At 52.7% G+C, this 13,456-nt stretch carries 7 protein-coding genes, 2 tRNA genes and 3 rRNA genes; 3 read left to right on the forward strand and 9 right to left on the reverse strand.

Translation table 11 applies throughout. From position 1 onward, the window contains the following. Positions 1 to 2: 2 nt before the first annotated feature. Positions 3 to 326, forward strand: a complete 324-nt coding sequence (locus tag EM595_RS13615) for a YfiM family lipoprotein (RefSeq protein ID WP_067433098.1) — start codon at positions 3 to 5, stop codon at positions 324 to 326. On the opposite strand, the gene EM595_RS13620 is transcribed toward EM595_RS13615, so the two are convergent. After that, the gene (locus tag EM595_RS13620) at positions 327 to 1,631 is read right to left on the reverse strand and encodes an MFS family transporter (RefSeq protein WP_067433101.1); all 1,305 of its coding nucleotides are present in this window, start codon (positions 1,629 to 1,631) and stop codon (positions 327 to 329) included. A 199-nt stretch (positions 1,632 to 1,830) separates the two neighbouring features. On the opposite strand from EM595_RS13620, the gene EM595_RS13625 reads away from it, so the two are divergent. Beyond that, a complete protein-coding gene (locus EM595_RS13625) occupies positions 1,831 to 2,013 on the forward strand; it encodes a hypothetical protein (protein ID WP_067433104.1) in 183 nt (60 codons plus the stop codon). Between the two features lie 412 nt (positions 2,014 to 2,425). Here EM595_RS13625 and rrf read toward each other — a convergent pair. From rrf to rluD, 8 genes are all read right to left on the reverse strand, one after another. Then, a 5S ribosomal RNA gene (gene rrf, locus EM595_RS13630) occupies positions 2,426 to 2,541 on the reverse strand. Positions 2,542 to 2,638: 97 nt separating this feature from the next. Beyond that, positions 2,639 to 5,542, reverse strand: a 23S ribosomal RNA gene (locus EM595_RS13635). 194 nt (positions 5,543 to 5,736) lie between these two features. After that, a tRNA-Ala gene (locus EM595_RS13640) sits at positions 5,737 to 5,812 on the reverse strand. Positions 5,813 to 5,898: 86 nt separating this feature from the next. Then, positions 5,899 to 5,975 (reverse strand) — tRNA-Ile (locus EM595_RS13645). 71 nt (positions 5,976 to 6,046) lie between these two features. Then, positions 6,047 to 7,588: ribosomal RNA gene (locus EM595_RS13650) — 16S ribosomal RNA — on the reverse strand. The 16S, 23S and 5S rRNA genes sit together here with 2 tRNA genes alongside, the layout of an rRNA operon. A 439-nt stretch (positions 7,589 to 8,027) precedes the next feature. Continuing rightward, positions 8,028 to 10,601 carry an ATP-dependent chaperone ClpB gene (clpB, locus tag EM595_RS13655; RefSeq protein WP_067433106.1) on the reverse strand — a complete coding sequence of 858 codons (2,574 nt, stop codon included), beginning with the start codon at positions 10,599 to 10,601 and terminating at the stop codon, positions 8,028 to 8,030. 123 nt (positions 10,602 to 10,724) lie between these two features. Further along, positions 10,725 to 11,459 carry a purine nucleoside phosphorylase YfiH gene (gene yfiH / locus EM595_RS13660; protein ID WP_067433108.1) on the reverse strand — a complete coding sequence of 245 codons (735 nt, stop codon included), beginning with the start codon at positions 11,457 to 11,459 and terminating at the stop codon, positions 10,725 to 10,727. Then, positions 11,453 to 12,430, reverse strand: a complete 978-nt coding sequence (rluD, locus tag EM595_RS13665; protein WP_067433110.1) for a 23S rRNA pseudouridine(1911/1915/1917) synthase RluD — start codon at positions 12,428 to 12,430, stop codon at positions 11,453 to 11,455. Before rluD ends, yfiH begins: the two co-directional genes overlap by 7 nt. A gap of 130 nt (positions 12,431 to 12,560) precedes the next feature. Here rluD and bamD point away from each other — a divergent pair, with 130 nt between their 5' ends. Further along, positions 12,561 to 13,292, forward strand: a complete 732-nt coding sequence (gene bamD / locus EM595_RS13670; protein ID WP_067433113.1) for an outer membrane protein assembly factor BamD — start codon at positions 12,561 to 12,563, stop codon at positions 13,290 to 13,292. Positions 13,293 to 13,456 lie beyond the last annotated feature (164 nt).

Here is a 13,456-nt window from a genome sequence, read left to right on the forward strand (position 1 = left end):
CCATGCGCCTGTTGCTGCCGCTGCTAATAGTGATGTGCAGCGGCTGCACGCATTTCGCACAGGATAGCTGGACCGGAAAAGATAAAGCACAGCACGTTGTGGGATCCGCTTTACTGACCATAGCCGGTAGCGAATATGGTGCTGCACAGCACTGGAGCCGGGCGCAGAGTCGACAATTTGGTTTGATGTTTGCCTTTACCTTAGGCACTGGCAAAGAGCTGTTTGACAGTCGACGAGCCGGTTCAGGCTGGAGCTGGAAGGATTTAAGCTGGGATATAGCCGGTGCTGCCACCGGCTACAGCCTATGGAATGCGGCGCATCACTGATTACAGTGAAATACCCTTGCCACGCCGATGCAGCATCAGCGAGACCAGAAAAGCCAGCGCGCCCATCGCTGAAACATACCAAAAGAAGCTGGTTTCAATGCCCTGGTGCTTCAGCGTTAGAGCAACAAACTCAGCTGACCCACCAAATATGGCATTCGCAATCGCATAAGATAATCCTACGCCTAATGCTCTGACTTCTGGGGGGAACATCTCCGCTTTGAGGATACCGCTGATCGAGGTATAGAAACTGGTGATCAACAGCGCGAGCATGACCAGAGAAATGGCGGCCCATTCGCTCTCGACGTTCTGTAGCGCGGTCAGAATCGGCACGGTACAGATAGCGGCACCCGCGCCAAAAATCATCATTGAACTACGGCGGCCAATCTTATCTGACAAAGCACCAATTACCGGTTGAATTAACATAAATACAAACAGTGCGCCGGTCATCAATGCACTGGCTGTCTTCGCATCCATGCCCGACGTGTTAACCAGATACTTTTGCATGTAGGTGGTGAAAGTATAAAAACTCAGCGAGCCGCCAGCGGTAAAACCCAGCACCATTAAAAAAGCACGCCTGTGGTTCTTCAGTAATCCCATCAGGCTGCCGGCATCCCGATGCTCACGGGTATTTTTGTCGCTGGTTTCGTTTAATGAACGGCGCAGCCACAGGGCAACTACCGCAAGCACAGCACCCAGCGCAAACGGAATACGCCATCCCCAGCTCTTCAACTCCGCATCGGTCATCAACTGTTGTAAAACAACCACGGTAAGTACCGCCAGCAGCTGACCACCGATTAGGGTCACGTACTGAAAAGAAGCATAGAAACCTTTACGCCCTTCCAGTGCCACTTCGCTCATATAGGTTGCACTGGTGCCATATTCGCCTCCCACTGATAATCCCTGAAACATACGCGCCAGTAATAAGATAATCGGCGCGGCAATGCCGATGCTATCAAACCCAGGCAAGCAGGCAATGACCAGTGAGCCGAAACACATCATGCAGACGGAGATCAGCATGGATTTCTTGCGGCCATGCTTATCCGCAATGTAGCCGAACATCCAGCCACCAATCGGACGCATCAGAAAACCTACGGCAAATACGCCAGCGGTTTGTAAAAGTTGAGTGGTGCTGTCTCCCTGCGGGAAGAAAATATGGGCAAAGTAGAGTGAAAAGAATGAATAGACGTAGAAATCAAACCACTCAACCAGATTGCCTGAGGAAGCACCGACAATCGCCCAGATTCTCTTTTTTGAATCCGATGCCGATGTCAGCGCATTGCTTCCATTCTTAATATTATCTGCCATGTTCACCTTGTTCCTTGCTAAAAGGTCATCTCAAAGGGTTCAGTAAAGCAGGAGTACCAGCAAGGAGATAACTTTGAATGGTGGAAAATGCAGTTTTGTGATGTCAGCAGGATTTTGACTGGGTTGAATTTAGGTTGGTGTGGGAGATTTCGGCTGTTATCAGGTTTGTCGATGCTCAAGCGTAAGAGGTTTGACGTGCATGGTGGCATGTTGGCATGTTGGCATGGTGGCATGGTGGCATGGTGGCATGATGATAATTTTGATCTTAACGGCCGATAATGATGGCGTTGATGTGTGTTCTGCAATTAATCCTGGCAATGCTGGCGAAAAAGCGTTTTTAATTCATGGTTTAGCTGATGAAATACGCTCGAAATCAATGTAAGCATCTATCAACGTGCATATTGCGTGGCAGCTATTTTGCTGAGACTGGGCGCCCTGAACAGTAACCGGACCCTATATGTTACAGCCGGATAATGAAAATCAAATCAGAAACAAGGTTGCCAGTGAAGGGAGCGGATACATAATTCGGGTGTTTAACATGCAATGCAGGCAACCAGAAACGGATGGCAGACGGTGATGGAAGAAGAGAGCATCTTTAATTAAATCAGGGCCTCGCGAAGGGATTGCTGCTGCTGGCATTTGCGGCGCAGTGGCACGGAGAGGCTCATGCCAGCAGCACCACAGGCTGCCCTGGCACGAAGTATGCCTCCCACCGCCTCAATAATTTGGGGGATGCCTTATTTTTTCCATGGGAAAGGGCCCCGCGCTTTCGCGCGGGGCCCTTCYGGTTTGATGCCTGGCAGTTCCCTACTCTCGCATGGGGAGACCCCACACTACCATCGGCGCTACGGCGTTTCACTTCTGAGTTCGGCATGGGGTCAGGTGGGACCACCGCGCTAGTGCCGCCAGGCAAATTCTGTTCCGGACCCCCCCAAAAGGGCGGGCCCGATAATCCGGTACGTGCTGAAAATTGAAACCGCGTCACTGCAAAACGCCTGTGGCGTTGTAAGGTTAAGCCTCACGGGTCATTAGTACCGGTTAGCTCAACGCATCGCTGCGCTTACACACCCGGCCTATCAACGTCGTAGTCTTCAACGTCCCTTCAGGAGACTTATAGTCTCAGGGAGAACTCATCTCGGGGCAAGTTTCGCGCTTAGATGCTTTCAGCGCTTATCTTTTCCGCATTTAGCTACCGGGCAGTGCCATTGGCATGACAACCCGAACACCAGTGATGCGTCCACTCCGGTCCTCTCGTACTAGGAGCAGCCCCCCTCAGTTCTCCAGCGCCCACGGCAGATAGGGACCGAACTGTCTCACGACGTTCTAAACCCAGCTCGCGTACCACTTTAAACGGCGAACAGCCGTACCCTTGGGACCTACTTCAGCCCCAGGATGTGATGAGCCGACATCGAGGTGCCAAACACCGCCGTCGATATGAACTCTTGGGCGGTATCAGCCTGTTATCCCCGGAGTACCTTTTATCCGTTGAGCGATGGCCCTTCCATTCAGAACCACCGGATCACTATGACCTGCTTTCGCACCTGCTCGAGCCGTCACTCTCGCAGTCAAGCCAGCTTATGCCATTGCACTAACCTCACGATGTCCGACCGTGATTAGCTGACCTTCGTGCTCCTCCGTTACGCTTTGGGAGGAGACCGCCCCAGTCAAACTACCCACCAGACACTGTCCGCACCCCGGATCACGGGGCCACGTTAGAACATCAAACGTTAAAGGGTGGTATTTCAAGGTTGGCTCCACGCGGACTGGCGTCCGCGCTTCAAAGCCTCCCACCTATCCTACACATCAAGGCTCAATGTTCAGTGTCAAGCTGTAGTAAAGGTTCACGGGGTCTTTCCGTCTTGCCGCGGGTACACTGCATCTTCACAGCGAGTTCAATTTCACTGAGTCTCGGGTGGAGACAGCCTGGCCATCATTACGCCATTCGTGCAGGTCGGAACTTACCCGACAAGGAATTTCGCTACCTTAGGACCGTTATAGTTACGGCCGCCGTTTACCGGGGCTTCGATCAGGAGCTTCTCTTGCGATAACCCCATCAATTAACCTTCCGGCACCGGGCAGGCGTCACACCGTATACGTCCACTTTCGTGTTTGCACAGTGCTGTGTTTTTAATAAACAGTTGCAGCCAGCTGGTATCTTCGACTGGCTTCGGCTCGGGGAGCAAGTCCCTCCACCTACGCGCCAGCGTGCCTTCTCCCGAAGTTACGGCACCATTTTGCCTAGTTCCTTCACCCGAGTTCTCTCAAGCGCCTTGGTATTCTCTACCTGACCACCTGTGTCGGTTTGGGGTACGATTTGATGCTGCCTGATGCTTAGAGGCTTTTCCTGGAAGCAGGGTATCAGTTGCTTCAGCACCGTAGTGCCTCGTCGTCACGCCTCAGTGTTAAAGTGAACCGGATTTGCCTGGAACACACACCTACACGCTTAAACCGGGACAACCGTCGCCCGGCCAACCTAACCTTCTCCGTCCCCCCTTCGCAGCAACACCGAGTACAGGAATATTAACCTGTTTCCCATCGACTACGCCTTTCGGCCTCGCCTTAGGGGTCGACTCACCCTGCTCCGATTAACGTTGAACAGGAACCCTTGGTCTTCCGGCGAGCGGGCTTTTCACCCGCTTTATCGTTACTTATGTCAGCATTCGCACTTCTGATACCTCCAGCAGACCTCACAGTCCACCTTCGACGGCTTACAGAACGCTCCCCTACCCAACAACGCTTGCGCGCCGCTGCCGCAGCTTCGGTGCATGGTTTAGCCCCGTTACATCTTCCGCGCAGGCCGACTCGACCAGTGAGCTATTACGCTTTCTTTAAATGATGGCTGCTTCTAAGCCAACATCCTGGCTGTCTGGGCCTTCCCACATCGTTTCCCACTTAACCATGACTTTGGGACCTTAGCTGGCGGTCTGGGTTGTTTCCCTCTTCACGACGGACGTTAGCACCCGCCGTGTGTCTCCCGTGATAACATTCTTCGGTATTCGCAGTTTGCATCGGGTTGGTAAGCCGGGATGGCCCCCTAGCCGAAACAGTGCTCTACCCCCGAAGATGAGTTCACGAGGCGCTACCTAAATAGCTTTCGGGGAGAACCAGCTATCTCCCGGTTTGATTGGCCTTTCACCCCCAGCCACAGGTCATCCGCTAATTTTTCAACATTAGTCGGTTCGGTCCTCCAGTTAGTGTTACCCAACCTTCAACCTGCCCATGGCTAGATCACCGGGTTTCGGGTCTATACCCTGCAACTTAACGCCCAGTTAAGACTCGGTTTCCCTGCGGCTCCCCTATACGGTTAACCTTGCTACAGAATATAAGTCGCTGACCCATTATACAAAAGGTACGCAGTCACACCACGAAGGTGCTCCCACTGCTTGTACGTACACGGTTTCAGGTTCTGTTTCACTCCCCTCGCCGGGGTTCTTTTCGCCTTTCCCTCACGGTACTGGTTCACTATCGGTCAGTCAGGAGTATTTAGCCTTGGAGGATGGTCCCCCCATATTCAGACAGGATACCACGTGTCCCGCCCTACTCTTCGAACTCACAGCAGGTGCATTTTTGTGTACGGGACTGTCACCCTGTACCGTGCGACTTTCCAGACGCTTCCACTAATGCACAAGCTGATGATGTTCCGGGCTCCTCCCCGTTCGCTCGCCGCTACTGGGGGAATCTCGGTTGATTTCTTTTCCTCGGGGTACTTAGATGTTTCAGTTCCCCCGGTTCGCCTTGCAGCACTATGTATTCATGCTGCAATGATGCACCTGGGTGCACCGGGTTTCCCCATTCGGGTATCGTCGGCTGTTGCGGTTCATATCACCTTACCGACGCTTATCGCAGATTAGCACGCCCTTCATCGCCTCTGACTGCCTGGGCATCCACCGTGTACGCTTCGTCACTTAACCTCACAACCCACAGGCGTCTCGTGAGACGCTGCGGTCATAAGCGTGACGCGAACACGCCGCTCTCTGCGCCCCTTATTACGGAGGGACGCGACGACGTGTCGTTTCAATTTTCAGCTTGTTCCGGATTGTTAAAGAGCATAATACTTCGCAGCCCGCCGTTGCCGGCGCGCTCTGAAGTATTGTTGAAAACCATATGGTGGAGCTAAGCGGGATCGAACCGCTGACCTCCTGCGTGCAAGGCAGGCGCTCTCCCAGCTGAGCTATAGCCCCATACAGTCTTGCAGAGACCTTTACTACCACTCAACCGAGTGCATCCTCAGGCAAGGATGCCGCTTTGCTCCGCAAGGAGAAAAGCATGGTAGGCCTGAGTGGACTTGAACCACCGACCTCACCCTTATCAGGGGTGCGCTCTAACCACCTGAGCTACAAGCCTGTAGAGGTTTTCTGCTCGTTACTTTCTATCAGACAATCTGTGTGGACACTGCGCGGGAAGGTATCTTCAGGTAAGGAGGTGATCCAACCGCAGGTTCCCCTACGGTTACCTTGTTACGACTTCACCCCAGTCATGAATCACAAAGTGGTAAGCGCCCTCCCGAAGGTTAAGCTACCTACTTCTTTTGCAACCCACTCCCATGGTGTGACGGGCGGTGTGTACAAGGCCCGGGAACGTATTCACCGTGGCATTCTGATCCACGATTACTAGCGATTCCGACTTCACGGAGTCGAGTTGCAGACTCCGATCCGGACTACGACGCACTTTGTGAGGTCCGCTTGCTCTCGCGAGGTCGCTTCTCTTTGTATGCGCCATTGTAGCACGTGTGTAGCCCTGCTCGTAAGGGCCATGATGACTTGACGTCATCCCCACCTTCCTCCGGTTTATCACCGGCAGTCTCCTTTGAGTTCCCGACCGAATCGCTGGCAACAAAGGATAAGGGTTGCGCTCGTTGCGGGACTTAACCCAACATTTCACAACACGAGCTGACGACAGCCATGCAGCACCTGTCTCACGGTTCCCGAAGGCACTAAGGCATCTCTGCCGAATTCCGTGGATGTCAAGAGCAGGTAAGGTTCTTCGCGTTGCATCGAATTAAACCACATGCTCCACCGCTTGTGCGGGCCCCCGTCAATTCATTTGAGTTTTAACCTTGCGGCCGTACTCCCCAGGCGGTCGACTTAACGCGTTAGCTCCGGAAGCCACGAGTCATGCTCACAGCCTCCAAGTCGACATCGTTTACGGCGTGGACTACCAGGGTATCTAATCCTGTTTGCTCCCCACGCTTTCGCACCTGAGCGTCAGTCTTTGTCCAGGGGGCCGCCTTCGCCACCGGTATTCCTCCAGATCTCTACGCATTTCACCGCTACACCTGGAATTCTACCCCCCTCTACAAGACTCAAGCCTGCCAGTTTCAAATGCAGTTCCCAGGTTAAGCCCGGGGATTTCACATCTGACTTAACAGACCGCCTGCGTGCGCTTTACGCCCAGTAATTCCGATTAACGCTTGCACCCTCCGTATTACCGCGGCTGCTGGCACGGAGTTAGCCGGTGCTTCTTCTGCGGGTAACGTCAATGAACGAGGTTATTAACCTCGTCCCCTTCCTCCCCGCTGAAAGTACTTTACAACCCGAAGGCCTTCTTCATACACGCGGCATGGCTGCATCAGGCTTGCGCCCATTGTGCAATATTCCCCACTGCTGCCTCCCGTAGGAGTCTGGACCGTGTCTCAGTTCCAGTGTGGCTGGTCATCCTCTCAGACCAGCTAGGGATCGTCGCCTAGGTGAGCCGTTACCCCACCTACTAGCTAATCCCATCTGGGTTCATCCGATGGTGTGAGGCCCGAAGGTCCCCCACTTTGGTCTTGCGACGTTATGCGGTATTAGCCACCGTTTCCAGTGGTTATCCCCCTCCATCGGGCAGATCCCCAGACATTACTCACCCGTCCGCCACTCGTCACCCGAAGAGCAAGCTCTTCTGTGCTACCGTTCGACTTGCATGTGTTAGGCCTGCCGCCAGCGTTCAATCTGAGCCATGATCAAACTCTTCAATTAAAAGTTCGATTTGCTTCAACTCGTGAAGCGATGCTCAAGGAAAACGTCGTAATGAATTTCAATACGTGTTCACTCTTAAGACTTGATATTTTTTTGCGTCCGGAGACGCTGATATCAATCCTGCGAGTGCCCACACAGATTGTCTGATAAATTGTTAAAGAGCGGCGCTACATTCTCAGTAGCGCGGGTTGCGTATACTACGCTTTCCCGCTGAAGAGTCAAGGATTTTCTCACTTATCTCTTCCTGACACGCCGCTGTGTAAGCCGTTGTTCCGTGTCAGTGGAGGCGCAGTATAGGGATTTTCTGCGGGGTGGCAACCCCTAAATGCAGAAATTATTTCAGTTGCTTATTTTGCAAACAAAATAGCCTTAAAAGGCCTGCGATAGTATAAAAAACCAACAAAAATGGGCCCAAAGGCCCATTTTTGACGGATACTACTTATTGATGAGCGACGATTTGGCCGTCTTCAACATCAAGCTTGATGTTTTTACCAGGCAACAAAGTTCCCGCCAAGATTTGATTCGCTAACGGGTTCTCTATCTGTTGCTGAATAGCGCGTTTCAGAGGACGCGCGCCATAAACCGGATCGTAGCCATTCTGTCCCAGCAGTATCAATGCATCATCTGAGATATCGATCGTGAAGCCGCGATCTTCCAGACGCTTGTACAGCCGCTGCAATTGCACTTTAGCAATAGAAGCAATATGCGATTCGGCCAGAGGGTGAAAGACCACCAGCTCATCGATACGGTTAATGAACTCAGGGCGGAAATGTTGGCCAACCACTGTCATCACCACTTTCTTCATCTCGTCATAATTCACTGCACCGAAGCGCTCCTGAATCAAATCCGATCCGAGGTTTGATGTCATGATGACGACCGCATTGCGGAAATCAACCGTTCTGCCCTGTCCATCCGTGAGGCGTCCATCATCCAGTACCTGAAGCAGGATGTTAAATACGTCCGGATGCGCTTTTTCTATCTCATCCAGCAAAATCACTGAGTAAGGCCGACGACGTATCGCCTCAGTGAGATATCCGCCCTCTTCATAACCGACATAGCCTGGAGGTGCACCCACCAGTCGTGAAACAGAGTGCTTCTCCATAAACTCAGACATATCGAGCCGCACCATCGCATCGTCACTGTCGAAGAGGAAGTTCGCCAGCGCTTTGCACAATTCCGTTTTCCCGACCCCGGTCGGACCGAGGAACAAGAAGGAGCCGATAGGTCGATTTGGATCGGCCAGGCCAGCACGGCTGCGGCGAATCGCATTCGATACCGCTTCAACCGCCTCATTCTGACCAATCACGCGTGAATGCAACTGTTGCTCCATGCGCAGCAGCTTGTCACGTTCGCCTTCCATCATGCGGTCCACTGGTATACCGGTCCAACGCGCCAGCACGTCAGCAATTTCTACCTCGGTCACGCGGTTACGCAACAGACGCATAGTTTTGCCCTCTGACTGCGTCGCCGCGGCCAGCTGTTTCTCCAGCTCCGGAATTTTTCCATATTGCAGTTCAGACATCTGCGCTAAATCACCTACGCGACGTGCCTGCTCAATGGCCAATCGCGCCTGCTCAAGCTCTGCTTTAATAGTCTGCGTGCCTGACAGCGATGCTTTTTCTGCTTTCCACTCTTCTTCCAGCTCAGCGTATTCGCGCTCTTTCTGATTAAGTTCCTCTTCCAGCATGTTAAGCCGCTTAATGCTGGCGTCATCGGACTCTTTCTTCAGAGCCTGCTGCTCAAGTTTGAGCTGAATAATGCGCCGCTCCAGACGATCCAACGCCTCTGGTTTTGAGTCAATCTGCATACGAATACTTGATGCGGCTTCGTCAATCAGGTCGATAGCTTTATCCGGCAGCTGGCGATCGGCAATGTAGCGGTGCGATAACGTCGCAGCGGCCACAATAGCCGGGTCGGTGATCTGCACATGGTGATGCAGCTCATAGCGCTCTTTTAAGCCACGCAGAATCGCAATCGTATCTTCCACGCTGGGCTCAGCCACCAACACCTTCTGGAAACGGCGCTCCAGAGCAGCATCCTTCTCTATATACTGCCGATACTCATCAAGCGTGGTTGCGCCAACACAATGCAGCTCACCGCGAGCCAGCGCAGGTTTAAGCATGTTGCCTGCATCCATCGCACCATCGGCTTTACCGGCTCCGACCATGGTGTGCAGCTCGTCAATAAACAGGATTACGTTGCCTTCCTGCTTAGAAAGATCGCTGAGCACTCCTTTGAGGCGTTCTTCGAACTCCCCGCGATATTTAGCACCGGCCACCAGTGCACCCATATCCAGCGCCAGCACCCGACGGCCTTTAAGGCCTTCAGGCACTTCGCCATTAATGATCCGCTGAGCAAGTCCTTCAACAATCGCCGTTTTACCCACGCCCGGTTCACCAATCAGCACCGGGTTATTCTTGGTACGGCGCTGTAATACCTGAATCGTGCGACGGATCTCTTCGTCACGACCAATGACCGGGTCAAGCTTGCCCTGCTCCGCACGCTCGGTGAGATCGACAGTGTATTTTTTTAATGCCTGACGCTGATCTTCAGCACCCTGATCGTTCACGTTGTCTCCTCCACGAAGTTGTTCAATGGCATGGTTTAGCTTCTCCTGAGTAGCACCTGCATTTTTCAGGAGATCCGCCAGAGAACCGCGCGAATCGAGTGCCGCCAGGACAAATAGCTCAGATGAAATAAAATTGTCACCGCGTTTTTGCGCCAGCTTGTCGCAAAGATTGAGCACGCGGATGAGATCGGCGGAAGGTTGCACATCACCATCCGCGCCTTCAACCTGCGGCAAACGGCTGATAGCCTGTTCGATACTGCTGCGTAATGCGGCAACATCGGTTCCGGCAGAACTCAATAAAGGCCGTACAGATCCGCCTTCCTGATTAAGCAATGCGCTCATCAGATGAAGAGGTTCGATGAATTGGTTATCACGCCCGAGAGCAAGCGATTGGGCATCAGCTAAAGCCAGCTGAAATTTATTGGTAAGACGATCCAGACGCATAATTCCTCCCATTAAGGTCATAATGCTACTGGAGATTAAATGAGGTCTTACCTCAAGTTTTCAAGGTTTATGACCTGTATCTGGTATAAAAAATACGCTACCGGATCGTCTTGTGGTGCAAGGTTATAACAGCCAAACCAAAGTTGCCATACGACCGGTTGATCCGTCGCGCCGCCAGGAGAAAAAATGTTCAGGTTCAGAAACGGTACAATGCGTGCCGCCGCTGATTGAGGTTACGCCACAGGCGGTTAAACGCTGACAGGCTAATTGCCAGATATCAGCGAGGTATTTCTCGCCAGCTGGCACAAAGGCTGTGGCGGCCTCAGCGTCATGCGCCATAAAGGCAGCGCGCACTTCCCCACCGACTTCAAAACGTTGTGGGCCAATTGCAGGACCCAGCCAGATATGAATCTGCGCAGCGGGAACGCTAAACTGCGCCAGCGTATTCTCCAGCACGCCTGCACACAGGCCGCGCCATCCTGCATGTGCCGCCGCGACCTCTGTGCCATCATAAGAGCAAAACAATACAGGTAAACAATCTGCCGTCATTACGGCACACGGCATAGCAGCGTGGTTGCTCCAGACGGCGTCGGCTTGCGGAGGCCGGTCAAAGGCCTCAGTCAGGTGCACAACATCGGTACCATGAACCTGATCAAGCCATATCGGCATGGTTGGCAGTGAGGCCAACGCTACCAGACGCTGACGATTTGCCGCGACGGCTGCCGGGTTATCACCCACGTGCGCGCCAAGATTCAACGAATCCCAGGGTGCAGCACTGATGCCGCCCGCACGTGTTGTTGAACAGGCCCGAACATTAGCCGGTGCCGGCCAGTCAGGAATGATCAGGTGACTTACCAATCAAGCTGGTCCTTGAACATTTCAGTATCGGCCTTCAGAGCGGCATTCAACTCAACCATATCCTGTGGCAAGGGTGCATGCCACTCCATCTCAATACCGGTAATAGGATGGTACAAACGGAGCATCGTCGCATGCAGCGCCTGACGATCGAAGCCGCGCAGCGTCTGCACGAATTCATCAGAAGCGCCTTTTGGCGGACGCGGACGGCCACCATAAAGTGGATCGCCGACTAATGGATGGTTGATATGTGACATATGCACGCGAATCTGATGCGTTCGGCCGGTTTCGAGACGCAGTCGCAGACGAGTATGCGCACGAAAATGTTCCATGATGCGGTAATGCGTTGTGGCTGGCTTGCCCATTGGGTGCACGGCCATGTGGGTGCGTTTCGTTGAATGCCGACTGATCGGTTCATTCACCGTGCCACCTGCGGTCATGCGGCCAATGGCCACCGCCTCATATTCGCGCGTGATTTCACGCAGCTGTAGCGATTCAACCAGATAGGTTTGCGCCGGTACCGTTTTCGCCACCACCATCAAGCCGGTGGTATCTTTATCAAGACGATGCACAATACCTGCACGCGGCACATCCATGATTGGCGAATAGTAATGCAGCAACGCATTGAGCACCGTGCCATCAGGATTGCCTGCGCCTGGATGTACCACCAGCCCACGCGGTTTATTGATGACCAGGATGTCATCGTCTTCATGAACGATATCCAGTGCAATATCCTGCGCTTCCCAGCGCTGCGCTTCTTCGATAGCCGCATCAATGGCGACCTTCTCTCCACCCAGGACTTTCTCTTTGGGTGTGTCGACAATTGCGCCATTTACCGTTACACGGCGCTCAAGAATCCACTCTTTAATGCGAGAACGGGAATAATCAGGGAACAATTCTGCTAAAGACTGATCTAAGCGTTGTCCAAGTTGCGACTCAGACACCGTTGCGGTGAGTTGTACTAGTTGTGCCATATACAGCTTCTTCGTTAACGTTGGGTTTTCACGGCGATGCCGTTTAATATAATGTGCTATCGTACCCGGTCACTATCGGAAGCTTAACGGACAGCTTCCGCACTAACACTTTGAGGATAAGCAAATCGTCATGACGCGTATGAAATATTTGGTGGCTGCAGCCACGTTGAGCCTGGCACTGGTCGGTTGCTCCAGCTCCAAGGATACGGTACCTGACAGCCCGCCATCTGAGCTTTACGCTACGGCTCAGCAAAAGCTGCAGGACGGTAACTTCAAAGGAGCAATAACGCAACTCGAAGCGCTGGATAACCGCTATCCGTTTGGTCCTTACTCACAGCAAGTGCAGCTTGATCTCATTTACGCTTATTACAAAAATGCCGATTTACCGCTGGCTCAGGCAGCTATTGAACGCTTTATGCGTCTGAATCCGACTCATCCAAATATTGATTATGTCGTCTACATGAAAGGACTGACTGACATGGCGCTGGATGATTCTGCATTACAGGGCTTTTTTGGTATCGATCGTTCGGATCGCGATCCGACCCATGCACGTGATGCATTTCGTGACTTTTCGCAGCTGCTGCGGAACTATCCGAACAGCCAATATGCTACCGATGCCAATAAGCGTTTAGTTTACCTGAAAGACCGTTTGGCTAAATATGAGCTTTCTGTGGCGCAATTCTATACTAAACGCGGGGCTTATGTCGCTGTTGTTAATCGTGTAGAGGGAATGATGCGTGATTACAATGATACGCAGGCAACGCGCCAGGCATTGCCGCTGATGGAAAACGCTTACCGTAAGCTGCAGCTAAATGCTGAAGCAGACAAAGTTGCTAAGCTGATTGCCGCTAATCCGGCCTGAAAACGATCTGCTTCAAACTAAAAAGGCAGCCTCAGGCTGCCTTTTTTATGGCGGTGAACCGCGCTTATTTCTGCCGTTTCGCCTGCGTTAACTCATCAACTATGCCTGTTAATTTCTCACAGCTCAAGCGGCACTGCGCAGGTTTGGGAAAGCACCTCACAAAT

It is taken from the genome of Duffyella gerundensis, from assembly GCF_001517405.1.
In the GTDB taxonomy this organism is placed as follows: domain Bacteria; phylum Pseudomonadota; class Gammaproteobacteria; order Enterobacterales; family Enterobacteriaceae; genus Duffyella; species Duffyella gerundensis.